Origin of the sequence: Micromonospora profundi (assembly GCF_011927785.1) — a bacterium.
Taxonomy (GTDB): Bacteria; Actinomycetota; Actinomycetes; order Mycobacteriales; family Micromonosporaceae; genus Micromonospora; species Micromonospora profundi.
The window spans coordinates 2,233,462-2,255,184 of sequence record NZ_JAATJK010000001.1; the positions used below are offsets into that span (position 1 = coordinate 2,233,462).

At 71.7% G+C, this 21,723-nt stretch carries 26 protein-coding genes; 17 read left to right on the forward strand and 9 right to left on the reverse strand.

Features of this window, described 5'->3' with window-relative positions:
* Positions 1–2: 2 nt before the first annotated feature.
* Positions 3–1,358, reverse strand: a complete 1,356-nt coding sequence (locus F4558_RS09795; protein ID WP_053661220.1) for an MFS transporter — start codon at positions 1,356–1,358, stop codon at positions 3–5.
* Between the two features lie 57 nt (positions 1,359–1,415).
* Between F4558_RS09795 and F4558_RS09800 the strand changes: the two genes are divergently transcribed.
* Genes F4558_RS09800 through F4558_RS09810 form a run of 3 tightly spaced genes read left to right on the forward strand, consistent with a single transcriptional unit; the run spans position 1,416 to position 4,269 of the window.
* Positions 1,416–2,063, forward strand: coding sequence for a TetR/AcrR family transcriptional regulator (locus F4558_RS09800; protein WP_245241299.1), 648 nt, complete (start codon positions 1,416–1,418; stop codon positions 2,061–2,063).
* A gap of 44 nt (positions 2,064–2,107) precedes the next feature.
* Positions 2,108–3,442 (forward strand): flavin-containing monooxygenase, encoded by a 1,335-nt coding sequence (locus tag F4558_RS09805; protein ID WP_167943834.1) that lies wholly within the window; start codon positions 2,108–2,110, stop codon positions 3,440–3,442.
* Positions 3,439–4,269 carry an SDR family NAD(P)-dependent oxidoreductase gene (locus tag F4558_RS09810; RefSeq protein ID WP_167943835.1) on the forward strand — a complete coding sequence of 277 codons (831 nt, stop codon included), beginning with the start codon at positions 3,439–3,441 and terminating at the stop codon, positions 4,267–4,269. Before F4558_RS09805 ends, F4558_RS09810 begins: the two co-directional genes overlap by 4 nt.
* 65 nt (positions 4,270–4,334) lie before the next feature.
* Here F4558_RS09810 and F4558_RS09815 read toward each other — a convergent pair whose 3' ends face one another.
* Positions 4,335–4,985 carry a LysE family translocator gene (locus F4558_RS09815; protein ID WP_167943836.1) on the reverse strand — a complete coding sequence of 217 codons (651 nt, stop codon included), beginning with the start codon at positions 4,983–4,985 and terminating at the stop codon, positions 4,335–4,337.
* 233 nt (positions 4,986–5,218) lie between these two features.
* On the opposite strand from F4558_RS09815, the gene F4558_RS09820 reads away from it, so the two are divergent.
* Both F4558_RS09820 and F4558_RS09825 read left to right on the forward strand, forming a co-directional pair.
* Positions 5,219–5,695 carry a DnaJ family domain-containing protein gene (locus F4558_RS09820; protein WP_167943837.1) on the forward strand — a complete coding sequence of 159 codons (477 nt, stop codon included), beginning with the start codon at positions 5,219–5,221 and terminating at the stop codon, positions 5,693–5,695.
* A gap of 53 nt (positions 5,696–5,748) precedes the next feature.
* Positions 5,749–6,291, forward strand: a complete 543-nt coding sequence (locus F4558_RS09825) for a GNAT family N-acetyltransferase (RefSeq protein WP_053661427.1) — start codon at positions 5,749–5,751, stop codon at positions 6,289–6,291.
* 73 nt (positions 6,292–6,364) lie between these two features.
* Here F4558_RS09825 and F4558_RS09830 read toward each other — a convergent pair whose 3' ends face one another.
* A complete protein-coding gene (locus tag F4558_RS09830) occupies positions 6,365–7,240 on the reverse strand; it encodes an SDR family NAD(P)-dependent oxidoreductase (protein ID WP_167943838.1) in 876 nt (291 codons plus the stop codon).
* 50 nt (positions 7,241–7,290) lie between these two features.
* Between F4558_RS09830 and F4558_RS09835 the strand changes: the two genes are divergently transcribed.
* The gene (locus F4558_RS09835) at positions 7,291–7,938 is read left to right on the forward strand and encodes a TetR/AcrR family transcriptional regulator (RefSeq protein WP_167943839.1); all 648 of its coding nucleotides are present in this window, start codon (positions 7,291–7,293) and stop codon (positions 7,936–7,938) included.
* Between the two features lie 41 nt (positions 7,939–7,979).
* On the opposite strand, the gene F4558_RS09840 is transcribed toward F4558_RS09835, so the two are convergent.
* A complete protein-coding gene (locus F4558_RS09840) occupies positions 7,980–8,555 on the reverse strand; it encodes a maleylpyruvate isomerase N-terminal domain-containing protein (RefSeq protein ID WP_209273243.1) in 576 nt (191 codons plus the stop codon).
* Between the two features lie 44 nt (positions 8,556–8,599).
* Positions 8,600–9,109 (reverse strand): hypothetical protein, encoded by a 510-nt coding sequence (locus tag F4558_RS09845; RefSeq protein ID WP_167943840.1) that lies wholly within the window; start codon positions 9,107–9,109, stop codon positions 8,600–8,602.
* A 302-nt stretch (positions 9,110–9,411) separates the two neighbouring features.
* On the opposite strand from F4558_RS09845, the gene F4558_RS09850 reads away from it, so the two are divergent.
* Positions 9,412–9,972 (forward strand): DUF1062 domain-containing protein, encoded by a 561-nt coding sequence (locus F4558_RS09850; RefSeq protein WP_053661204.1) that lies wholly within the window; start codon positions 9,412–9,414, stop codon positions 9,970–9,972.
* 432 nt (positions 9,973–10,404) lie between these two features.
* Here the strand turns inward: F4558_RS09850 and F4558_RS31500 are convergent, their stop codons facing one another.
* Positions 10,405–10,572, reverse strand: a complete 168-nt coding sequence (locus F4558_RS31500) for a LysR family transcriptional regulator (RefSeq protein WP_231640251.1) — start codon at positions 10,570–10,572, stop codon at positions 10,405–10,407.
* A complete protein-coding gene (locus tag F4558_RS31920) occupies positions 10,554–10,682 on the reverse strand; it encodes a hypothetical protein (RefSeq protein WP_255353067.1) in 129 nt (42 codons plus the stop codon). Before F4558_RS31920 ends, F4558_RS31500 begins: the two co-directional genes overlap by 19 nt.
* Positions 10,683–10,813: 131 nt before the next feature.
* On the opposite strand from F4558_RS31920, the gene F4558_RS09860 reads away from it, so the two are divergent.
* Positions 10,814–11,479, forward strand: a complete 666-nt coding sequence (locus F4558_RS09860) for an amphi-Trp domain-containing protein (RefSeq protein WP_053661203.1) — start codon at positions 10,814–10,816, stop codon at positions 11,477–11,479.
* Positions 11,480–11,620: 141 nt separating this feature from the next.
* Here F4558_RS09860 and F4558_RS09865 read toward each other — a convergent pair whose 3' ends face one another.
* Positions 11,621–12,343, reverse strand: coding sequence for a hypothetical protein (locus F4558_RS09865; protein ID WP_053661201.1), 723 nt, complete (start codon positions 12,341–12,343; stop codon positions 11,621–11,623).
* Positions 12,344–12,488: 145 nt separating this feature from the next.
* Here F4558_RS09865 and F4558_RS09870 point away from each other — a divergent pair, with 145 nt between their 5' ends.
* The 5 genes from F4558_RS09870 (at position 12,489) to F4558_RS09890 (ending at position 17,241) form a co-directional block, all read left to right on the forward strand.
* Positions 12,489–12,845: a PadR family transcriptional regulator gene (locus F4558_RS09870; RefSeq protein ID WP_053661199.1), complete on the forward strand. Its 357-nt coding sequence runs from the start codon at positions 12,489–12,491 to the stop codon at positions 12,843–12,845.
* A complete protein-coding gene (locus tag F4558_RS09875; RefSeq protein WP_053661192.1) occupies positions 12,842–13,864 on the forward strand; it encodes a hypothetical protein in 1,023 nt (340 codons plus the stop codon). Before F4558_RS09870 ends, F4558_RS09875 begins: the two co-directional genes overlap by 4 nt.
* Before the next feature lie 443 nt (positions 13,865–14,307).
* Complete coding sequence (locus tag F4558_RS09880; RefSeq protein WP_053661190.1) at positions 14,308–14,664, forward strand: YciI family protein; 357 nt, start codon at positions 14,308–14,310, stop codon at positions 14,662–14,664.
* A gap of 77 nt (positions 14,665–14,741) precedes the next feature.
* The gene (locus tag F4558_RS09885) at positions 14,742–15,932 is read left to right on the forward strand and encodes a sigma-70 family RNA polymerase sigma factor (protein ID WP_312877301.1); all 1,191 of its coding nucleotides are present in this window, start codon (positions 14,742–14,744) and stop codon (positions 15,930–15,932) included.
* Positions 15,933–16,014: 82 nt separating this feature from the next.
* On the forward strand, positions 16,015–17,241 hold the full coding sequence (locus tag F4558_RS09890) for an MFS transporter (RefSeq protein ID WP_167943841.1): 1,227 nt from the start codon (positions 16,015–16,017) through the stop codon (positions 17,239–17,241).
* A gap of 27 nt (positions 17,242–17,268) precedes the next feature.
* Here F4558_RS09890 and F4558_RS09895 read toward each other — a convergent pair whose 3' ends face one another.
* Positions 17,269–18,819 carry an ArnT family glycosyltransferase gene (locus tag F4558_RS09895; protein ID WP_167943842.1) on the reverse strand — a complete coding sequence of 517 codons (1,551 nt, stop codon included), beginning with the start codon at positions 18,817–18,819 and terminating at the stop codon, positions 17,269–17,271.
* Positions 18,820–18,932: 113 nt separating this feature from the next.
* On the opposite strand from F4558_RS09895, the gene F4558_RS09900 reads away from it, so the two are divergent.
* The 4 genes from F4558_RS09900 (at position 18,933) to F4558_RS09915 (ending at position 21,674) form a co-directional block, all read left to right on the forward strand.
* A complete protein-coding gene (locus tag F4558_RS09900) occupies positions 18,933–19,964 on the forward strand; it encodes an aldo/keto reductase (protein WP_167943843.1) in 1,032 nt (343 codons plus the stop codon).
* Complete coding sequence (locus tag F4558_RS09905; RefSeq protein WP_167943844.1) at positions 19,961–20,467, forward strand: DinB family protein; 507 nt, start codon at positions 19,961–19,963, stop codon at positions 20,465–20,467. The genes F4558_RS09900 and F4558_RS09905 overlap by 4 nt, the downstream gene beginning before the upstream one ends.
* A 24-nt stretch (positions 20,468–20,491) precedes the next feature.
* Complete coding sequence (locus F4558_RS09910) at positions 20,492–21,094, forward strand: GNAT family N-acetyltransferase (protein ID WP_167943845.1); 603 nt, start codon at positions 20,492–20,494, stop codon at positions 21,092–21,094.
* 64 nt (positions 21,095–21,158) lie between these two features.
* Positions 21,159–21,674: a DUF2087 domain-containing protein gene (locus F4558_RS09915; RefSeq protein WP_167943846.1), complete on the forward strand. Its 516-nt coding sequence runs from the start codon at positions 21,159–21,161 to the stop codon at positions 21,672–21,674.
* The last annotated feature ends 49 nt before the right edge of the window (positions 21,675–21,723 follow it).

Genomic DNA, 21,723 nt, shown 5'->3' on the forward strand with positions numbered 1-21,723 from the left:
GGTCAGGTCGCGGCCCGGGCCGCCGAGTCCAGGGTGTAGCGGCGTTGCAGCAGCAACGCGGCGAGCATCGCCACCGCCGGCAGCAGGCCGAAGCCGTAGCGGACCGCCGCGAGCGCCGTGTCCGGCTGCACCGGCGACTCACCGGCCGTGGAGGCCACGAAACCGCCAACGGCCAGGCACAGCGCGTACGCGTACGGGCCCAGTGCCGCGCCGGTGGCCTCGGTGGCCGTCCACACCCCCGTGTAGGTGCCGGCGCCGGTGGTGTTGGTGGTGGCGGCGCGGATCACGTCGGGCAGCATCGAGAACGGCAGCAACTGCATGCCGGCGAACGCCACGCCGAGCACCGCCACGGCACCGATGAGCAGTGGCAGGCCGGCCGGGCGGCCCACCGCCAGCACCAGCGAGCCGACCGCGAACGCGCCCTGCGCGCCCAGCAGAGCCCGCTGCTTGCCGACCCGGCGGGCCAGGACCAGCCAGGCCGGCGTGACCAGTAGCGCCGGCGCGACGAACGCGGCCACCAGCACCGTGGTCAGGCCGGGGGCGCGCAGCTCGTACTCGGCGTAGTAGGGCACCCCGGCCAGCACCAGGTGGGTGGTGGTGGACATGGCCAGGTAGGCGGCGACCAGCCAGCGGAACTGCCTGTCGCGCAGCGCCGTGCGCAACGCCCGCCAGCCGCCGTGCCCCGCCGGGGTGGGGGTCGCCGCGGAGCCGCGCAGGCGGGCGATGCCGGCGACGCCGACAAGCATGGCGATCAGCATCCCGACCGCGAGGATCACACCCATCCGCTGGTAGCCGGCGCGGGTCGCGGCGTCGCCGCCGGTGAGCAGCGGGGCCAGCAGGCCGGAGACCAGGATGCCCAGGGTCAGCACGACCATCCGGAACGCCATCAGCCGGGTGCGTTCGTGGTAGCCGATCCGCAGGTCGGCCGGTGTGGCCAGGTAGGGGACCTGGTAGGCGGCGAACAGCAGGTTGCCGGCGACGAAGAGCACCGCCACCCAGGCGGCGGCCGACACGCCGGTCAGGCCTCCGGGCACCGCGAAGAGCGCGGCGAACGCGACAGGCAGGGCGCAGCCGACCAGCAGGAGTCGACGCCGGTCGCCCCGGCGGGTCTGCTCGACGTCGGCGCGGTGACCGATCCACGGGTGCAGCAGCACGTCGGCGATCTTCGGCAGCAGCAGCGCCAGGCCGGCGAGCCAGGGTGCGACGGCCAGCACGTCGGTGAGGAAGTAGAGCAGCAGCAGGCCGGGCACTGTCACCCAGACACCCATGCCGAGCGACCCGACCGCGAAGCCCGTCAGGGGGCCGCGGGGCAGCGTCGCGTCGGTGGCGGCCGCGGGCCGCCGGTCGAGCCCGGTCATGGCCGTTTCCTCTCCGCAATCCAACGGTTGCTGGATTCTAGGGGCAGAATGGCGGCCATGACCATGCCCCGACGCCGTCCGGGTCGGCCCCGACGCGAGGAGACCAGACCGACCCGCGAGGTGGTGCTCACCGCCGCCACCGCGCTGTTCGCCGAGCGCGGCTTCGACGCCGTCGGGCTGCGGGACGTCGCCGCGGCCGCCGGCGTGGACGTCGCCACTGTCGCGCACCACACGGGTACGAAGGCCGCGCTGTACGACGCCTGCTTCGCCCGGGTGTTCAGCGCCGAGCGGGACGTGCTCACCGGGGCCGCGCAGCGGGCGCGTGCGGCGCTCGACGCGGGGCCTGACGCGGCGCGGCGGGCGCTGCACGATCTGGTCGACGTGTTCGTCGACTTCCTGGAGGACCACCCGGAGACCACAGCGCTGTGGCTGCGCCGCTGGCTGGAACCGCAGCGGCACGCCGAACTGGACCAGCGCTACGCCGAGCCGCTGTACCGGTTGGTGGCGGAGCTGCTGACCGCCGCGGCGGAGGCCGGCGCGCTGACCGAACCGACCCCGCACGTCACCGTACGCAGCCTGGTGTGGGCCACCCACGGGCACGTCGTGGCGCTGGCCGCAGGCGCCCCCGGTGCCCGGGAGCGGCGCGAGTTCCGGACGTTCGTGCACCGTCTCCTGGACGGCCTGTACGGGCCACCGCCCTCTTGACGGGCCGCCCCCACCCGACGATTATCCATCGGACGTTGGATTACATGGGGGCAGCGATGCAGGCACCACCCACTGTCGCGGTGATCGGCGCCGGCGCGGCCGGCCTCGCCGCCGTCAAGGCACTGCGCGACGCGGCCGTGCCCACCGTGTGTTTCGAGGCCACCGACCAGGTTGGCGGCCTCTGGGTGTACGGGGCGCCCGACTCACCCGCCTACCGGACGCTGCACCTGAACACCAGCCGTGGCCGCACCGAGTTCGCCGACCACCCGATGCCCGCCGACTGGCCCGACTACCCCGACCACCGCCGGATCGCCGCCTACCTGGCCGACTACGCCGACCGTTTCGGGTTGCGTGACAGCATCCGCATGCGGCACACCGTCGAGCAGGTCACCCGCGACCCCGCCGGCACGTGGACGGTGACCGCGAGCGGGCCGGACGGGCCGGTCGAGATCACCGTCGAGGCGGTGGTCGTCGCCAACGGCCACAACCGGGTGCCGCGACTGCCCGACCCGCCGTACCCCGGCGAGTGCACCGCCGAGCAGATGCACAGCCACGACTACCGGGGTCCGGAGCAGCTGGCGGGAAAGCGGGTTCTCGTCGTCGGCGGCGGCAACTCGGCAATGGACATCGCCGTCGACGCCTCGTACGCCGCGCAGCGCACTCTGCTGTCGCTGCGCCGGGGAGTCTGGGTGGTGCCCAAATACCTGCTGGGCCGCCCCTCGGACACCCTCAACGGAGCGCTGGCCCGCCGGCTGCCGTGGCGACTGCGTCAACGCATCAGTCAGACCCTGCTCACCGCCACCGTCGGCAGCCCCTCCCGCTACGGGCTGCCCGCACCCACCCACGGCTTCCTCCAGGACCATCCGACGCTCTCCGACGGGCTGCTGTCCCGGCTGACCCACGGCGACGTCGAGGCCCGCCCCGGCGTCGCCGCCCTGCACGGCGACCGGGTCGAGTTCACCGACGGCCGCAGCGACCACGTCGACCTGGTCATCTGGTGCACCGGCTACCGGGTGCAGATCCCGTTCCTCGACCCAGCGCTGCTCGGCGGCGGCGCCGACACCTTGGCGCTGTACCGGCACGTGTTCCACCCCGACGCTGCCGGCCTGACGTTCGTCGGGCTGATGCAGTCCACCGGCTCTGCGTTCCCCCTCGTCGAGGCTCAGGCCAAGCTGATCGCCGCGCACCTGGCCGGCCGGTACGCGCTGCCCGATCCGCAGCGGCAGCGCGCCGCCTGCCGGGCCGAACTGCGCGCCGCGACCGCCCGTTGGGGTCAGCGTCGCCCGGCCATGCGTGTCGACTTCGACGCGTACCTGGCCGAGCTGACACGTGAGCTGACCTCCGGCGCCCGCCGGGCCGCCTCGGGAGCGGGGCGGTGACGGGCCGCTCGCTGGCCGGCCGGCGGGTGCTCGTCACCGGGGCGAACGGGACCTTCGGCCGGCACCTGGGAGTCGCGCTGAGCGCCTCCGGCGCACGGGTCGTCGGGCTCGACCTCCGCCCGCGCCCCGACGACGACGTGCCGGTGCTCGGCTGCGACCTGACCGACCCGGACGCCGTACCCGCCGCGGTGGCCACCGCTGTCGACCGGCTCGGCGGCCTCGACCTGCTGATCAACAACGCGGGGATCGGTGGTCCCGCCCCTGCCGAACTGCCGCCCGACGAGGTGGTCCGCCAGCAACTGGAGGTCAACCTGCTCGCCGCCTGGCGGACCACCGCCGCGGCACTGCCCCCACTGATCGCCGCCCGTGGGCGGGTGATCTTCGTGGCCAGCAGGATGGCGGTGCTGCCGTTGCCACTGGCCGCCGCGTACGGGGTCAGCAAACGGGCACTCGTCGCGTACGCCGACGCGCTGCGCCACGAGGTCGGCAGCCACGTCGGCGTGAGCGTCGTCTACCCCAGCATGGTGGCCTCACCGATCCACGACAGCACCGCCGAGGCCGGCCTGTCCCTGCAAGGGGTGTCCCGACCGGAGCCCGTCGACGGTGTCGTCGCGGCGATCCTGCGTACCGCCACCGCCCGACGGGCACCTCGGGATGTGGCGACCACGAGACGCGGCCGACTCGAGATGGCCGTCGGCCGGCACGCGCCCGCGCTGGCCGACCGGCTGGTACGGCGTACCCTCGCGGCCCGGCTCGCCGCCGGCGACCTGGACGCCGCGCCGCTGGCCGCCGGGATGGTCCGCCGCCACCGCGACCCCGAAAGCTGACCCTGGTACGGCCGTCGCAGGTGGGCACGCTCGGTCTGTGCCGGCGCTGGCGTGATTGCGGCCGCTCAGGGCGTGGCGACGGCGGCGCGGCTGCGGTCGGCGGCGATGCGCACGGCCAGCGCCGCGAGCGCCGTCCCGGTCACCCAGCGCTGCACCCGCAGCCACAGCGGCCGGCGGGCGAAGAACCCGGCGAGCGAACCGGCGGTGAGCACGATCAGCGCGTTCATTGTCAGCGCCACGGTGATCTGGGTCAGCCCGAGCAGCAGGCTCTGCGCCGCCACATGCCCTCGTGTCGGGTCGACGAACTGCGGCAGCAGCGACACGTACAGGATGGCGATCTTGGGGTTGAGCAGGTTGGTGACCAGGCCCATGGTGAACAGCCGTCGCGGCCGGTCCGGCGGCAGTGGCGCGGGCGTGAACGGTGACCGCCCGCCGGGGCGGATCGTGCGCCAGGCCAGCCAGAGCAGGTAGCCGGCCCCGGCGAGCTTCACCACCGCGTACAGCGTCGGCACCAGGACGAAGACGGTGGCCAGCCCGGCGACCGCCGCAGCAAGGTAGACGCCGAAGCCGGCAGCCACTCCGAGCAGCGAGACCAGCCCGGCCCGGCGGCCCTGCGCCACCGACCGGGAGATCAGGTAGACCATGTTCGGGCCGGGCGTGAGCACCAACCCCAACCCCACCAACGCGATGCCCAGCACCGCACCCGAGCTCACCATGACCGTCCCCCCGTTCGCTGATCCACTCCGCACCGACCGTAGACGCGGCCGGCGTCGGTGGCCCAGAGCCACCTGACCGGTGGTGGCCTGCCGTGTTGAACCGGCCACGGGGGCCGAAACCACCTGGTGGGCGTACGGCGGGAATGGTCGACGGCCCGGCCGCGCTGACCTGTTGCGAGGCGTGTCGGCGGGCGGACGCGGCGCGTTACGGTGACCGGGGGAGGTGCCGCAAGGTGACCGAGGCGTGGGACGCGGCCGTGGAGGCGCAGATCCGGGGAGCCGTGCAACGCGGCGAGTTCGACGACCTGCCCGGCATGGGCAAGCCGATCCCCGGCAAAGGCGCGCCGTACGACGAGTCGTGGTGGATCAAGAGTTTCCTGGAGCGTGAGGCGCTGCCGAGCGACCTGCTCCTGCCCACCCCGCTGCAACTGCGCCGCCGCATCGACCAGGTCCCCGACGAGGTCCGTGACCTGCCCACCGAGCAGTCCGTGCGGGATTTCGTGGGGCAGCTCAACGCGCAGATCGTGGCCTGGCTGCGCAACCCCGAAGGCCCCCGGGTGGTGGTGCGGCCGGTAAACGCCGAGGCGGTGGTGCACCGCTGGCGCGCCGAGCGCACCCGGCCCGAGATCATTACGCCCGCCGTCGAGCCGGTGACCGCCGTCGCGTCGCCGCGCCGCAGCTGGTGGCTGCGCTGGCGCCGCCGGGGCTGACCCGCGACGGGTGGGGGCATCCCGATCAGGACTCGCGGCGGCAGACTGTGCGGATGCTGATCGAGCTGCGGGCGCCAGCCGTCTCCCCGGCGCGAGACCTCGCTCTGCGACCCTGGTGCGCCGACGACCTGGACGCCCTCGTTGACGCGTACCGGGATCCGGTGTTGCGGCGGTGGACCCGCCTGCCCGTGACCAACGCCGCCGAGGCGCGGCAGTGGCTGGACCGGGTGCGACGGGACTGGGACGACGGCAGCCGGTACAGCTTCGCCGTCCTCCAGGACGACCCGGACGGCCCACGGCTGGTGGCGAACGTGGTGCTCAAGAACGCCACGCCCGACGGCCCGACGGCCGAGGTGGGGTACTGGACAGCGGTCTGGGCCCGCGGTCGCGGAATAGCCCCGCGGGCGGTCGTCGCGCTGAGCGGGTGGGCGTTCGACCGGTCTCCCGGCCTGACCCGCCTCGACCTCATGCACCAGGTGGACAACGTGGCGTCCTGCCGCGTGGCGCAGAAGAGCGGTTACATCTTCCAGGAGGTGCTGCCGGCCCGGCCACCGTTTCCACTCGACGGTCACCGGCACTCGCTGACCGCCGGCTAGCGGTCAACCACCGCCGCCCGCCATCGCCTCACCGGAGGCCGCACCGCAGGCGACGGAGCGGCTCGCGGAGTCCTCATCGGCCCGCGGTCTCCTTCGGGTAGTGGCGGCGCAGGTTGGCGGCGAGGACGCGGTCGAGCATGCGGTCGGAGAGCATCGGGCCCAGGCGCATGATCAGCGCGGCGTCCCGGCCGGCGGTGTAGCGGGTGCGCGGTCTACGCGCCGTCACAGCCCTCGCGATGACCCGGGCGGCGGCGTCGGCGGTCAGCCCTGAAGCAGTGCCCGAGGTCATCAACTTGTTGTTCGCCTGGACGAGGCTGCCGTAGCGCTCGTCCTGCTCCGGCGTCATTTGGGCAGCCAGGTGGTTCGCCGTCTCGACCCCGCGGGCAGCCATCTCCGTGCGGACGCCGCCGGGCTCGACCACCACCACCTGTACGCCAAGAGAAGCGACCTCCCGGCGGAGCGAGTCGCTGACCGCCTCCAGGGCGAACTTGGCGCCGGCGTACGCGCCGTATGTGGCCATGGCGAACTTGCCGCCCACCGAGCTGATGTTGATGACGCGGCCCTTGCTGCGTAGCAGCGCGGGTAGGAGCGCTTGAGTGACAGCGATGTGGCCGAACAGGTTGACGTCGAACGCCCGCCGCCACTCCGCCATCGGCAGGACTTCGACTGGGGCGTTCACCTGGACGCCGGCGTTGTTGACGAGCGCGTGCAGTGCGCGGGGGTCATCGGCCACCCGCGCGGCGAGTGCCTCCACGTGCTCGGACTTGGTGATGTCGAGGATGATCGGCTCGATGCCTGTCGATTGGATGGCGTCAGCGTCACGGTCGCGTCGTACGCCGGCCAGGACGTGAAATCCCAGGCGAGCCAGTTCGCGGGCGGCTGACGCGCCCACGCCCGTGGAGGCTCCGGTTACGACGATCAACTTGCGATGCTCAGATGACGTTGTCATCTGAGCTACCGTACCGTTTCAGATGACGTTGTCAACATTATGATGGCGTCATGACCACCCGTGCGGAGTCCGCCGCCGCCACCCGTCGCGCTCTGCTCGACGCAGCCGCCGAACTCCTCGACCTCGGCGGCCCCGAAGCGGTCACCTTGCGCGAGGTGGGCGCCCGGGCAGGCGTGACCCGGGGAGCGCCGTACCGGCATTTCACGGGCAAGGACAGCCTGCTGACCTCCGTCGCGGCCGAAAGCTGGGAACGGATGGGCGACCAGGTGCACGCCCTGCGGACCGACCCGGCCTTGTCAGCCTCCGAGAAGCTGCGCGGCGCTCTCCGCACCCTCATCGACGTCGGCCGGGAGCAGCCGCACCTGTACCAGGTGTTGTTCAGGCGGCGCGCAAACCTTCCTGGGCAACTCGGTGACGGGATGGATCGCCTCCGGCGTCAGCTCTGCGGGCCGGAAGGCGACCCGGCCGTGGCCGAACGCGCGGCCGAACGCTTTCAGGGCGAGTTCCTGGACATCGTCGCCGACCTCGTGGGAAAGCGGAACGCGCGGCGCTACGGTGCCCTGCTGCTGACCAGCGCCCACGGCATCGCGGGAATGGAGATCAGCGGCCACCTCGACACAGGCACGTGGCACACCACCGCCGACGAACTCGTCGACACCCTCGTCCGCATGGTCACGGACGCCGGCGAAATGACATAGCAACGCCCACGGTCACCGGCACACGCTGACCGCTCCCTGAGTCAGTCGACGGCTGCCCGCCAAATCCAGGAGGTGCGCCGTTGCCGTCCCGACAGCTCGCCGCGTCCGGTCATCCACAGCAGCACGTCCGGTGCGTCGCCGTCCGGCGCGTCCGGGAAGAGCCGCCGCAGCACCAACGCGCTCAGCCCGTGCGGGGGCAGCCATGGCACGCCCAGCCCAGCGGTGATGTCGTACGTGTGCAGCAGGGTTTCCGCCACGCCCATCGCGGCGAAGCCGGCCGGGTCGCATGGCCCGAAATGCCAGGCCCGCACGTCCGGCCCGGCGGCGTCGACCGCGGCGGCGAGCAGCCCGGCGCAGGCCCGCACCACGACGAGCACCTCCGCCGGGCTCGCGGTGGGGGAGACCCGCAGGTCGTACGGGAGGTAGCCGTCCTGCGGAAGGCCGGTGACCTGCCCGGCGTACGCGAGCAGATCGTGCGCGACGTGCGCGGCGGTGGTCCAGCAGCTCCATGTCAGCGTGCCGGCCGGCACCGACCAGTCGCGCTCCCGCTGCGGGTGCAGCACCCCTGTCATCTCGTCGGCCGCCCGGAGCAGGTCGGCGCTGGTCACCGCTGACATGCGCCGACCCTTGCAGCGGCGCCACGACGACGCAACCGGAATCGTCAGCCGGCCGACGGCACGGTGCCGAGGTGTCGCGTCGAACCCGCCTCCAGCGCTTCGGCGACACCACGGATCCCGGCGCGGATCATGTCGCCGTAGGCGTCGTCGGGCAGGGCGTCGACGAGCTGACGGGCAGTGGCCAGATGCTCGCCGGCCGGCCCGACGTGACCCAGCCGCCGGTGTACGTCGGCGAGGTTCAGGTGTAGCGAGGGCAGGAACCCCCGTACCCGCAGGTCGTCGTCGTGTCGCCGGGCACGCTCGTCGGTGAGGTCGGCGGCTGCGGCCAGCGCGCGTTCGTCCCACACCAGCTCGGCCTCGGCAGTGTCCTGAAGGTCAGCGAGGTAGTGGGCGAGGGTGCAGCGGTGCAGGGCGTCGCCGGTCGGGCCGATCTCGTCCCACAGCTCGGTGAGCAGGTGGCGGGCCTGCGTCGGCGTACCGGATTGGCCGAGCTGCACCGCGTCGATGATGCGCGCCATGACGGGATCGGGCGTCGGCTGGTCGTTGTCGTCCATACCGCCGATGCTGAGCCCTCGACCGGGTCGAGGGTCAACGCGCGCTCAGAGGATCGGCGCGCGCTCCGGAGTCGGTCGGGGAATCCGAAAACCGTTTGAGCTTGCCCCTCGCCCTCGCATAGGTTGCCGCCAACCCACCAGTGAGGACATATCGCGTGACCCCGCCCGCTCTGTAGACCTGACACTTTCACGCTCACCGGTAGCCGACCGTGCCGTCGGCTCTTCCGGGCTGCCCCTGTGCGCCCGGCCATCCAGCGTTCGAGGCCGCCTGTGACCGGCCTCTTTGTCAGGTCTGGAGAGTCATGTCTTCACCACCGCATATCGTGCTGCCCTGGGTCGTTCGTCGGACCAGGTTGCCCCTGCTGTCGTTGCGCTGCGTGGACTGCCGATCAGAGTCGGCCACCACCGGCCAGGGCAGATTCCGCGTCAACGCCAACGGCAAACTGCTGGACGTGTGGCTGCTGGTCCGCTGCGTGACCTGCGATCGCACCAGCAAACTCACAGTGCACGAGCGAACGCCGGTCAGCTCCTTCGATCCGGACGAACTCGAGGGATACCGCGTCAATGACGCAGACCTTGTTGCGTCCCGGTTGCTGGATCCGCTGCTCGCCCGGCGCTGCCACTTCACCCTGGACTGGACGGGCGCCTGGCGTCTGGACGTCCCGACCGCAGTGTCCGACGAAGCGTGGCCGATCCGGGTAGCGGTCGCCTTCGAAGATCCCGTGCCGGTACGCCCGGAACGGCTCATCGCCCAGGGGCTCGGCCTCAGCAGGAACGACGTACGGCGCAGGGTCAAGTGCGACGTTGCGCTGCACCGGTCCACCAGCGCCGGGTTCACCTTCACCGTGCTGGCGGGGGACTAGCGAGAACCCAGCCGGGCGGGCCGTTTGGCCCGCCCGGCTACGGGCTCCGCGCGTCACCTGCCCGTCTTCCCAGGTCTGGGGGTCAGGCGGCGTCGTCGCAGGCGTGGCTGCGGACCTGTCCCGCCAGGCCGCCAGGTCGTCCTGAATGCTGCCGATCTTGACCAGTTGGCGTTCGATCGCGTCACGGCCCAGGGCCAGATGGCCGGGAAGCTTGTCCCCACCGGTGACCTCGTAGATCAGGGCCGCGCCCCTCAACGGGGTCCCCGAGCTGGGTGTGGTTGGCGGTGTCGCTCCACTCCAGGGTCGCGTGGGCGGAGGTGCCGTCGTAGGCACCGATGCGCTGTGCGGCTGTCGACAGCGAGCTGGCGTCGAGGAAGTCGGTGCGGAAGACACCAGGCTCCACGGTCAACAACCCACTCGCCGGTCGCCTGATCACCGACTTCCGCGCGCTCCCCGCCGCCGAGCGCAACCAGGCGCCTGAGGGAGGAACGCGGCGCCGGCGGCGGTGAGCCGGCTGCCCTGGCTGGTGCGCTCCAGCAGGCGTACGCCGAAGGTGTTCTCCAGCCGTTGGATCTGGCGACTCAACGAGGGTTGGGCCACCCGGAGTTCTTCGGCGCGCGGGCGAAGTTCAGGTGCTCGGCGACGAGAGTGAAGTACCGGACCAGCCGCAGGTCGAGATCGGGAAGCAGTTTTCGAAGCCTACGCGTCATGCACCTGCGGCATAACGACGTGCGGAGCGGGTGCTGGACGGGCGCCCCCGGCCGTTGCTGTCAGCGGGTGCTGGCGGGATGGGCGGCAGGCGGCCCGCAGCGGGGTTGATGGCGGGTGGGAGCATGATCGCATGGAGATTTTCGAGGACTCCCGCAACGTGTCGCGCGACGATCTGGCCGCCTGGCTTCGCCAACTCGCCAGTCAACTGGAATCCGATGGGCGGATCTTCTTCGGCGCCGCAGGCACCGTGCGGGTCCCCGACGAGGTCGAGTGTGAGTTCGAGATCGAGGACGAGGACGGCGAGCTCTCCGTCGAAATCGAGTTCACCTGGCCCAGCCCGCGGCCGGCTTCCGCCAACGCCTCAGAGGACGAAGACGAGGACGCGGAAGAGTCGGAGGACGAAGGCGGGGAGGACGAAGGCGCGGAGGAGTCGGCGGACGAAGACGGCGAGGAGGACGAGCCGGCCGCGTCCGCTGTGGAGGTCACCGCCCCGGTCAGCGCGGAATCCCTCGGTGCCGCGCCGGCGGAGGCCGGGACCGCTGCCGCCGAGCAGCCCGCCACCCCGGCTGAGGATGCCACGCCGGCCGCCGCCGAGCCTGCCGACACCGCAGGCGGGGAAGAAACGACCGACACCGCCAGCGCGGAAGAGCCTGGCGACACCGCCGGGGAGGACGAGGCATCTCCCGCCGGCGACGCTGAGAAGCCCACGGGCGAGGAGACTCCCGCCGAGAAGCCTGCGGGCGAGGAGACCGCCACCGAGGCAGTCGACGGCGGCCCCGCCGAGCGGACGGCCTGACCCCAGGTCCCGAGAGGTTCTCCGGAGAGCCACACCGCGTGGCCTCCGGAGAACCAACACCGGCCCGTCAAGCAGGCCGCAGTTGCGCCGTCTTTCTGGAATCCGAGCGGTCGCTGCTGCGTACGGCCACCGACGCCGGCCTTAACGGAACCGGTCGACGGTGACAGGGATCATCCCCTGCTGGCGCATCTGCGTTGTCAGGCCGCGCAGCAGTACACCGACCGCTTCATCGCGCTCCCCGAGAAGATCGCAGGCCACGTCCAGTCCGTAGGCGGCACCCGCAGCGACCCGGCGTAGCTCCCACCGAAAGGCGTCGCCGGAGACCTGACGGCGCACCTCGCCCAAGACGCGCACCTCGGGATCCGCCGGGTCTCCGGTGATCGGCATCTGCCACGCTTCGCTGAGTGCCGCGAGGCCGTCCGCGCTCAGCTCGTCGGTGAACAGGATTCGGTAGACGCGCGTCTCGCGGAACCCTGGCCGGGGCCCGGAATCGCTCAGCCGCAAGGAAGATGGCGGCGGCTGAGCGGGAGAAGCACCGAAGAATGCCCGCACAGCGTCCTCGTCCGGCAGGTCCGCGCCACACAGGTTCTGATAGAGGGCAGCCGCCGCAGGGCGGCCGACCGGCGTCACCCGCTTGCGCAGCACGGCGTCAACGCGTATGCGCCAGCTGGTGGCCGATGCTTCGTACCAGCGGCCCTCCGGTCGGCTCCAGCCACCGCTCACCAAGCCGACGGTGGAGTAGTCCGCCGCGAGCAGGAACTCCTCCACCAACAGCCCTTCCGGCACGCCAGCACCGTCGTGCACCACGTAGTAGTGCAGTGTGGGCGAGTCGGCCGTCTGGCGCGTAACCGAAGTCGTCGTCACACGTCGATCTTCGAGCAGGGTGGCGTGCTGCTGCCGTCCGGCGCGCCGAGGTGACCTCGGCACGTCGCCGACCCCAGGGCCCCGGAATCCCAGGCGAGCGTTGGGAGGTCTGCTGTTATACCTTCGCAGCCGATACATTGAGGGCGTGGAGACACCGGTACGCGAACCCACGTTCCTGATCCTCACGGCGTTGGCCGCGCAGCCGCTGCACGGCTACGCGCTGATCACCGAGGTGGCCCAGCTTTCCGACGGCCGCGTGTCGCTGCGCCCCGGCACGCTCTACGGCGCCCTCGACCGACTGCTCGACGCGGGGCTGGTCACCGTGGAGCGGGAGGAAGTGGTGGACAGCCGGCTGCGGCGCTACTACCGGCTCACTGAGCAGGGCGGTGACCTGCTCGCCAGCGAGACCGAGCGGATGCGCCGCAACGTCGAGGCGGCAACCGCGCGGTTGAACGCACGTACCCGTCGAGGTACGCCCCGACTCAGCGGAGGGATCGCATGAGCGACCTGGAACGCCGCTATCTGCGACTGATCCGGATCTTCTATCCGGCCGGCTACCGCGATACGCGCGGCACCGAGATCGCGGACACGTACCTCGCACTGTGCCCACCGGACCGGCGGTGGCCTTCGGTAGCCGACGTCGCCGACGTGGCCGGTGGCGGACTACAGCAGCGCCTACGTGCGGTCGGCGCCACCGGAATCGGCCCCGGCGTGCGGCTGGCCGCGACGCTGGCGTTGGTGACCGCCACGGCTCTCGCCGGTGGTTGGGCCATGCTGGAGGTCAATCCGTGGACGACGGCGTGGTTCGGCTTCGAGCAGCACGGCATGTCCGTCTCGCTCGGTCTCGGCGCGTGGGCGGCCTGGCTGCTCGCCGCGGTGGTGTACGTGGTGGCACCCGGCCGGTGGACCCGCCTGGCGATCGTTCTCGCCCTTGTTCTCACCGTCGCCGTCGTACCGCTTGCCGCCGTCGTCGACCGGCCCCGGCCTCCGCTGTTCGTGCTCCTCGCCCAGGTCTGCCTCGGATTCGTGGCGCTCGGCGTTCCCGGCCGGCCGCCCTCGTGGATACGGCTGCTGCCCGTCACCGGCGCCGCCGCGGCTCTGCCCGTAGCGGCGACCGTTGCCCGCAACGGTGGCGACGTGCTTCCCGTGTACTACGGCTGGCCCGCCGGGCAGGTTCTGCCCGGCGCCGGGATGGCACTTCTGTTTGTGACGTTGCTCGTGGGTGTACGGCTTGCGGCGCGCAACGACCTTCGTGGTGCCTGGGCGCTGCTGGTGCTGCTCTGTCCGATCGGCATGCTGTGGCTGCATCCGCTTGCCGAGGAATTCGCCGTCAGCTTCTACGGCGGCGGGCCGAACGCTGACGGGACGACCCTGGCCACAGCCGCGATCATCGTGGCGGTTTCGGCGGCGATCGTCATGGCGGTTGCGGTGCTTGTCCACCGACGGGTCACCTTCACGCAGGCCGCCGCCGAAGGGCGTACGTCGGCGGACTCCCTCCCCAGCGACAGCGCGAAGCGGTAGCAGTCTGCCGGCACCGGGCCTGGACACTGCCGCCAGTCAGCCAACGGCCATCTCGCTGAGGCTTGCCCCGGCCATCACCTGCCAGCCTTGCGCGGCCGCTCTGGAACAGTCATCGGCTCATTACTAGATTGTCATTAACAGTAATCCATTAATTAACTCCGGCATAACCGGGCAAAACGTCGAAGCATCATAATGACAGTTATGTGCGCACCGGCGCTGGGGCGCCGACGGCAGTGGCTGTACGGCGGCGCGGACCCCACCGGCTTCCCGATCGGCGAGTTGCGCGACTCCAACGCTCCGATGCGTCCTGCACCGTCGCCTGGCGTGCCTGCCACTGACAGTGTGCTCGCCATTACCGTGGTTCACGGTGTCGATGAGCGGGGAGCTCGTTCGTCGTATCAGTGGACGGGCCGACCGGGCCCCGAGACCAACGGACCTGACACATGGCCAAGTACATGCTTCTCATCTACGGCAATGAGCAGGAGTGGGCCGCCATGACTGCCGAGGAGACCCAGCGGCTGGATGACGGCCACGCCGCTTTTGTCGCGGCAGCCGGCTCAGCGGTGCTGAGCAGTCACCAGCTGGAGCCGGGCGCGACGGCGACGACCCTGCACGGCGATCTGGCCGGCCGGGCCACCCCGACCGACGGACCGTTCCTGGAGACCAAGGAGGGGCTCGGCGGTTACTACGTGGTGGAGGCCTCCGACCTGGACCGCGCGCTCGCGCTCGCGCAGCTGCTTCCCGAGCTGAAGATGGCGCACTGCGCGGTCGAGGTCCGGCCCCTCGTGGACGTGGGCTGAGCGCTGGGGACACCTCGGCGGCGTCACGGGGCGTCGCCGAGGTGGTCGCGCGGGCACACCGGGCAGAATGGGCCGCGGTGCTGGCAGCGACTGTGCACTACACCCGTGACCTGGACCTGGCCGAGGAGTGCGTGCAGGACGCGTACGCCCAGGCGTTGCAGACGTGGGGCCGCAGGACCCCCGTGCCGGCCCGGCCCGGCGCGTGGCTGACAAGCGTGGCGCGCAACCGTGCCCTGGACCGGATGCGCCGCGCCTCGGTGTTGCGGCGTGCCCTGCCGTTGCTCGTAGTGGACGAGGCGGTGCCTGGTCCGGAGGAAGGTGTCGAGGCGCCGGTCGACGACGACCGACTGCGTCTGATCTTCACCTGTTGTCACCCGGCGTTGTCGCGCGACGCCCAGGTGGCCCTCACGTTGCGGCTGCTGTGTGGTCTGTCCACCGTCGAGGTCGCCCGGGCGTTCCTCGTCCAGGAGACGACAATGGCGGCTCGGATCACCCGGGCCAAGAAGAAGATCAGCGCCGCCCGGATCCCGTACCGGGTGCCGGCACGGGAGGAGCTTCCTGAGCGGGTCGACGCGGTGCTCGAGGTGTTGCACCTGGTCTTCACCACCGGGCACGCCGCGCCGGTCGGCGAGTCACTGATCCGCCGTGACCTGGTCGACGGCGCCATCGGGTTGGCCCGGGTGATGCATGTGCTGTTGCCGCAGAACGGTGAGGTGGCCGGCCTGCTGGCGCTGATGCTGCTCATCGATTCCCGGCGGGAGACCCGGGTGGGCGCGGATGGGCGCCTGCTGCTGCTCGCCGAGCAGGACCGCAGCCGGTGGGACACCGACCAGATCAACGAAGGTGTCGCCCTGCTGGTGGAGTCGCTGCGTCGGCAGCCGCCCGGCCGGTACGCCGTACAAGCGGCGATCGCCGCTGTGCACGCCGAGTCGCCGAGCTGGGCGGACACGGACTGGGCTGAGATCGTCGCGTTGTACGACGTGCTGCGCTCGCTGTGGCCGTCGCCGGTCGTGGACCTCAACCGGGCGGTGGCGCTCGGTATGCGTGACGGGCCGGAGGCCGGCCTCGCCGCCCTCGAACCGTTGCTCGACGTGCCGGCCATGGCCACCTACGGCTATCTCAGCGCCGCCCGCGCGGACTTCCTGCGACGCCTCCAGCGCTGGGCCGAGGCCGAGGCGGCGTACGAGGAGGCGCTCGCACTGACGGGCAACGAGGTGGAGCGTGCCTTCCTCGCCGGTCGTCTCAGGGAGATCCGAGATCACGTCTGAGGGCTGCCTGTCCGAAAGACGTTTCCGTCGTTCGTCATCCCGGTGTCAGGCACGATGACGAAGCGTTAGAGGAGAGCAGGGTATGCAGACGCCGCCAAGTCGAGCCACGATCCGAGCACGCTGGGCTGTCACGGCGGTGTTCGGGATCAACGGGCTGCTGATCGCCAGCCTGGCGGTGCGGACGCCCTCGTTGAAGATCGACCTCGGGCTGACACCTGGGCAACTGGGTCTGCTGTCCGCGATGTTCGGCATCGCGGCCGTGATCATGATGCAGACCGTCGGCAACGTCGTGGCCCGTACCGGCAGCAGGGTAATCGTGCAGGGCACCACAGTGGTGCTGCCGTTGCTGTTGGTGGGGGTCGGCGTGGCGCCCGACCTGTGGTGGCAGATCCTGGTGCACCTCGCGTTCGGCGCGGTGCACGGCATGCTCGACGTGACGATGAACGCGCACGCGGTGGCCGTACAGCAGCGGTTGAGCCGGCCGATCATGAACGGTTGCCATGCGGCGTGGAGCATCGGCGCGGTTGCCGGCGCGCTGCTCGGAGCGGGCGCGGCGCACATCGGGATGTCCCGTACCGTGCACTACCTGTTGCTGGCGGGGGTGCTGATCCCGCTGTCGGCCGTCTGCGGTCGGATGTTGCTGCCGGCCGCCGCGGATCGCGGGACCGACGCGACGCCGGTCGGTGTCCGCGCCGGCTGGCGGGCCGGGTGGAGCCTGCGCGTGGTGCTGTTCGGCGTGATGGGCGCGATCGTGCTGACCGTCGAGGCCGGGGTGGCCGACTGGAGCGGTGTCTACCTGCACGAAACCCTACGCGCGTCGCTGGGTGCGGCCGGCATGGGTTACGTGCTGTTCGCGATCTTCCAGACAGCGGGCCGGCTGGTCGGTGACCGCCTCCAGGAGCGGACGTCGGCGACGCGGCTGCTCCAGGTCGGCACATCCGTCGCTGCGGTGGGTGTGGCCGTGGCCCTGGCAAGTCCGTGGCCGGCGCTGTCCATTGCCGGGTTCGCGCTTGTGGGCGCTGGACTGGCCACCCCCTTGCCCGTGTTGTTCGGTGTCGTGGGCAGCCTGGGTGCTGACAGCGCCGGCCCTGGCGCGGCCATTGTGGTCGCCCGGTTCACCACCCTTACCTACACCGGCATCCTGCTCGCGCCTGCGGTGATCGGCTGGTTCGCCGACCATGTCGGCCTGCGTTGGACCTTGGCCGCGCTGGTGCCGCTGCTCCTCGCGGTCGCCCTGGTCGCGGGTCGGGCGACGAGTAACCGCGTACGCCCCACGAGCGGGCGCGCAGACGCGAAGATCCCCGTGTAGAGGGGGTCGACGGTACCGCGGAACAGGTCAGCCGGTGCGGCGTACCTCGGTGTCCCAGATCTGCGCCCACGGACGCCGCAGCCCTCGGCACACGTAGATCGGGCCACCGTTCTCGTCGTTGTCGACCTCGACCCGCTGGTCCACCCGCCCGGCGAGCGCGCACGCGTCGAACCAGGCGGTCAGCGGATCGGGGCGCTCCCAGCCCACGGCGATCACCACGTCGGCCTCGGCGGGTGGCCTGCCGAAGTCGACCATGCTGTTGTGCCCGGAGTAGGCGACGGGCAGGCCACGGGCCGGGCCGTACCGGGCCACCGCGCCGGCCTCGCCGTAGTTGCCGGTGAGGATGACCGCCCGCGCACGCTCCTCCGGCGGCAGCCCACGGTGGACGGCGGCGAGCGAGTCGGCGAACGCTGGCCAGCCGATGGTCTCACCAGCGTCGTAGTTGACGTCCACCACGAACGCGGGCAGCCGCTCGGCGGGCAGCACCGGCAGCAGCAGCACGATGCTGGGCAGGAGGAACAGCGGCACACCTGCCGCGAGCAGCCCTCGACGCAGCCAGACGGACCCATGCGACGCCCAGGCGGTGGTCACCACCGCGCCGACGGCGGTGAGGACCAGCATCAACGGCGCGTCGTAGTAGCCCTTGCCGCCGGCGACCAGCACGACGACGACCACTACCAACCAGGACCAACCCACCGCCCGGTACGCCCGCCACTGCGGCCGGCGCAGCAGCGCGACGAAGCCGGCGATCCAGATCGGTACGGCGTACGGGCTGATGATGACGAAATGGAGGATGAACGCGTCGAGGCGGCCGCTGTAGGAGCTGTCGCCGTCGGCGATGGAGGCTGCCACACCGAGTTGCGGGAACCCGTGTACGGCCTGCCAGATCAGGTTCGGTGCGGCCAGCAGTGCGGCGATCCCGGCGGCGAGCACCCACCGGTCACGCAGCAGCCGACGTGGCCCGGCGATGGCCACCCCGGCGATCAGACCCACGGCCAGCAGCGCGGGCAGCACCTTGTTGAGCATGCCCACGCCGAGCGCCAGCCCGATGCCGAGCGCCCAACGGGTGTCTCCGGTGCGCAGTAACCGCACCACGCACCATGCTGCCGCCAGCCAGACCAGTAGGTCGACGGTAGTGGTGCTGAGCAGGTGCCCGTTGGCGAGCACGATGCCGGACAGTGCGGCCAGCACCGCGGCGAAGGTCTGCGCGGCTCGGCCGGCGCCCAACTCGCGGGCGATGGCGGCGACCAGCAGCACCGCGCCGCCGGCCATCATCGCCGAGGGCGTCCGCAGCACCACCAGGTTGTCCGGGGCGATCATGTCCAGCAGGCGGGCCAGCGCTGGGACCAGTGGACCCTGATCGACGTAGCCCCAGTCCAGGTGGCGGCCGGCGAGCAGGAAGTAGAGCTCGTCGCGGTGATAGCCGTAGCGGCCGGCGAGCAGCAGCAGCGTCACGCTGGTGATCGCGGCCACCACGACCGGGCCGACGGCACGCGGGCCGGGCTCCGGTGACACCTCCGGCCGCGCCGACCGCTCCGGCGGGTGCGGTCGGGCCGTGTCGACGGCGGGCTCGCTCACCTGCACATCATCCCCCGCGACGTGCCCGCGCGGGTGCCCGCGCGCTTCGGCCGGTCGGCGCGTGCGCGCGACAGGTGCGAAGATCGGCTTGTTCCACGAACTGGAAGGACGACATGCGTTATCGCACTCTGGGTGCCACCGGCACCGTTGTCTCGACCCTGTGCCTGGGCACCATGACCTTCGGTGCCGAAACCGACGAGGCGGGCAGCTTCGCCCAGCTGGACCGGTTCGTCGAGGCCGGCGGCACGTTCATCGACACCGCCGACGTCTACTCCGCCGGCACCTCCGAGGAGATCGTCGGCCGTTGGCTGCGTGCACGGTCCGATGTGCGGGATCGCCTGGTCATCGCCACGAAGGGCCGGTTTCCGATGGGCCCCGGCGCGAACGACGCCGGCCTGTCCCGCGTCCACCTCACCAGGGCGCTGGAGGCCAGCCTGCGGCGGCTCGGCGTCGAGGCCGTCGACCTCTACCAGGCGCACGCCTGGGACCCGCTGACTCCGCTGCCGGAGACGCTGCGCTTCTTCGACGACGCCGTCAGCGCCGGCAAGATCCGCTATGCGGGGGTCAGCAACTTCACGGGGTGGCAGTTGCAGAAGGCCGCGCTGCTCACCCAGCACCTCAACCTCACCCCGATCGTGACCCTGCAACCGCAGTACAACCTGCTGGCCCGGGAGATCGAGTTCGAGCTGGTGCCGGTCTGCGAGAACGAAGGCATCGGCATCCTGCCGTGGTCGCCGCTGGGCGGTGGCTGGTTGACCGGCAAGTACCAGCGCGACAGCACGCCCACCGGCGCGACCCGCCTGGGCGAGAATCCGGAGCGCGGCGTCGAGGCGTACGCCGGTCGCAACGCCGACGAGCGCACCTGGCGGGTACTCGACGCGGTGGGTCAGGTCGCCGGGGAGCGCGGTGTGTCGATGTCGGCGGTGGCGTTGGCCTGGTTGGCGGCGCGTCCGGCGGTCACCTCGGTGATCCTCGGTGCGCGGACCATCGAACAGCTCGACGACAACCTGACCGCCGCCGACCTGACCCTCGACGCCGAGCAGACGCGACTGCTGGACGAGGCGAGCGCCCCGCTTGTGGGCGACTACCCGTACGGCGCCGCCGGTGTGCGCCAGCGCGGTCGGGACCTGCCGACCGTGTCATGACGTCGTTTCCCGAGCCCACCGACCCGGCCGGCGGCCGTGCCGAGGTGTTCCTGACCTACCTGGACTACTTCCGGGAGTCCGTCGTGGCGAAGGTGTCCGCGCTGGCGGAGCCGGAGCTGTGGCGGAGCCGCCTGCCGTCGGGGTGGACGCCGTTGGAGCTGCTCACGCACCTGCGTCACGTCGAGCTGCGCTGGATCGAGTGGGGTTTCCAGGGCCGGGACGTCGCCGAGCCGTGGGGCGACCGCCGTGGGGACCGCTGGTACGTCGCCCCGGAGGAGACCTGCGCGGATCTGGTGGCGGCGCTGCGGGCGCAGGGCGCGCACACCACTGCTGTGGTGACGGCGCACGACCTGGCGGAGATCGGCGCGCCGGGGCCGCGCTGGAACGGCGCGGGCCCGGCGTCGCTGGAGCGGGTGCTGTTCCACCTGGTCCAGGAGTACGCCCGCCACCTCGGCCACCTCGACGTGGTCGCGGAACTCGCGGGCGGCCCGACCGGCGAGTGAGCCCGTCAACTCCATGATGGGCGAATGCCGCTGCTCGTCGCACCCGCCCTGCCCGTCGGGAGCCTCAGCGCTCAAGAGCAACCCCACCTTCCGGTACGCCCCGGGCTGATGCTGCGGCCGTGGCGCGACGATGACGCCACGGCCGTGCGGGCCGCCTTCGACTCTCCGGCGATCCAGCGGTGGCACGTCCGTCGCCTGGACGGTGACGACGAGGCGCGGGCGTGGACTGCGCAGTGGGCGCGACGTTGGCGCGACGAGACGGACGCGAGCTGGGCGATCGTCGACGCCGACGACCGTCTGGTCGGTCAGGTGGGGTTGCGGGGTGTGCTGCTGACCGAGGCGTCGGCGCAGGTGTCGTACTGGGTGGTGCCCGCCGCGCGTGGTCGGGGCATCGCCACCGGTGCGCTGCTCGCACTGGCCTGGTGGGGCTTCGCGCGGGCTGGCCTGCACCGGCTGTCGCTCGAGCACTCGACCGCCAACGCGGCGTCGTGCCGGGTGGCCACCCAGGCCGGCTTCACCGTGGAGGGCGTACTGCGTGAGTCTGTTCGCCACGCTGACGGGTGGCACGACATGCACCTGCATGCACGGCTGGCTTCGCAGCCGAAAACGGCAGCATCGGGGACATGACCGGTGCCCGGGGCGCCGGAAATTGCGTGGCTGTCGACGTACCGCCGATGGGAGGGTGACCGGCGTGACTGCGCATGCTCTGGCCGGGGCCCTGGCCGACGACGGACGGCGACGGATCTTCGCGGCGATCGTGCTGGGTGCGACAAGCGCGACCGCCGTCGCGCAGCGGACCGGCCTTGCGGCACGGGTGGTGCTCACCGGGGTCCGCCGGCTGACCGACGCGGGCCTCGTGACCGGCGCGGACGGCGCGCTCACTGTCGACGAGGCGTCGTTGCGGGCTGCGGCGCGCGACAGCCGCCCGGCCGACGAGGCCGAACCGGGCGGCGACCCGGTGCTGCGGACCTTCCTGCGTGGAGACGTCCTGGTGGGCCTACCGGCGCAGCGGGGCCGGCGGCGGGTGCTGCTGGCACACATCGCGGAACGCTCGTTCGAGCCGGGCGCACGCTATCCCGAGCGGGCCGTGGACGAGGCACTCAAGCCGTGGTGCGCCGCCGGAGGGTCGGATCACGCGACGCTGCGCCGGTATCTGATCGATGAGCAGTTGCTCACCCGCGAGCACGGCGTCTACCAGCGGCTCTGATCGTCCTTGCGCCCCGGCAGCCGTCGAAATGCCGTTGACCGGGCGGTGA

What these genes read in the sequence shown, in the direction of transcription:
- F4558_RS09795 (WP_053661220.1), bottom strand. Translation starts at nt 1,358, where the DNA reads ATGACCGGGCTCGACCGGCGGCCCGCGGCCGCCACCGACGCGACGCTG.
- F4558_RS09800 (WP_245241299.1), top strand. Translation starts at nt 1,416, where the DNA reads ATGACCATGCCCCGACGCCGTCCGGGTCGGCCCCGACGCGAGGAGACC.
- F4558_RS09805 (WP_167943834.1), top strand. Translation starts at nt 2,108, where the DNA reads ATGGGGGCAGCGATGCAGGCACCACCCACTGTCGCGGTGATCGGCGCC.
- F4558_RS09815 (WP_167943836.1), bottom strand. Translation starts at nt 4,985, where the DNA reads ATGGTGAGCTCGGGTGCGGTGCTGGGCATCGCGTTGGTGGGGTTGGGG.
- F4558_RS09825 (WP_053661427.1), top strand. Translation starts at nt 5,749, where the DNA reads ATGCTGATCGAGCTGCGGGCGCCAGCCGTCTCCCCGGCGCGAGACCTC.
- F4558_RS09830 (WP_167943838.1), bottom strand. Translation starts at nt 7,240, where the DNA reads ATGACAACGTCATCTGAGCATCGCAAGTTGATCGTCGTAACCGGAGCC.
- F4558_RS09835 (WP_167943839.1), top strand. Translation starts at nt 7,291, where the DNA reads ATGACCACCCGTGCGGAGTCCGCCGCCGCCACCCGTCGCGCTCTGCTC.
- F4558_RS09840 (WP_209273243.1), bottom strand. Translation starts at nt 8,555, where the DNA reads ATGTCAGCGGTGACCAGCGCCGACCTGCTCCGGGCGGCCGACGAGATG.
- F4558_RS09845 (WP_167943840.1), bottom strand. Translation starts at nt 9,109, where the DNA reads ATGGACGACAACGACCAGCCGACGCCCGATCCCGTCATGGCGCGCATC.
- F4558_RS09850 (WP_053661204.1), top strand. Translation starts at nt 9,412, where the DNA reads ATGTCTTCACCACCGCATATCGTGCTGCCCTGGGTCGTTCGTCGGACC.
- F4558_RS31920 (WP_255353067.1), bottom strand. Translation starts at nt 10,682, where the DNA reads ATGACGCGTAGGCTTCGAAAACTGCTTCCCGATCTCGACCTGCGGCTG.
- F4558_RS09860 (WP_053661203.1), top strand. Translation starts at nt 10,814, where the DNA reads ATGGAGATTTTCGAGGACTCCCGCAACGTGTCGCGCGACGATCTGGCC.
- F4558_RS09875 (WP_053661192.1), top strand. Translation starts at nt 12,842, where the DNA reads ATGAGCGACCTGGAACGCCGCTATCTGCGACTGATCCGGATCTTCTAT.
- F4558_RS09880 (WP_053661190.1), top strand. Translation starts at nt 14,308, where the DNA reads ATGGCCAAGTACATGCTTCTCATCTACGGCAATGAGCAGGAGTGGGCC.
- F4558_RS09890 (WP_167943841.1), top strand. Translation starts at nt 16,015, where the DNA reads ATGCAGACGCCGCCAAGTCGAGCCACGATCCGAGCACGCTGGGCTGTC.
- F4558_RS09900 (WP_167943843.1), top strand. Translation starts at nt 18,933, where the DNA reads ATGCGTTATCGCACTCTGGGTGCCACCGGCACCGTTGTCTCGACCCTG.
- F4558_RS09905 (WP_167943844.1), top strand. Translation starts at nt 19,961, where the DNA reads ATGACGTCGTTTCCCGAGCCCACCGACCCGGCCGGCGGCCGTGCCGAG.
- F4558_RS09910 (WP_167943845.1), top strand. Translation starts at nt 20,492, where the DNA reads ATGCCGCTGCTCGTCGCACCCGCCCTGCCCGTCGGGAGCCTCAGCGCT.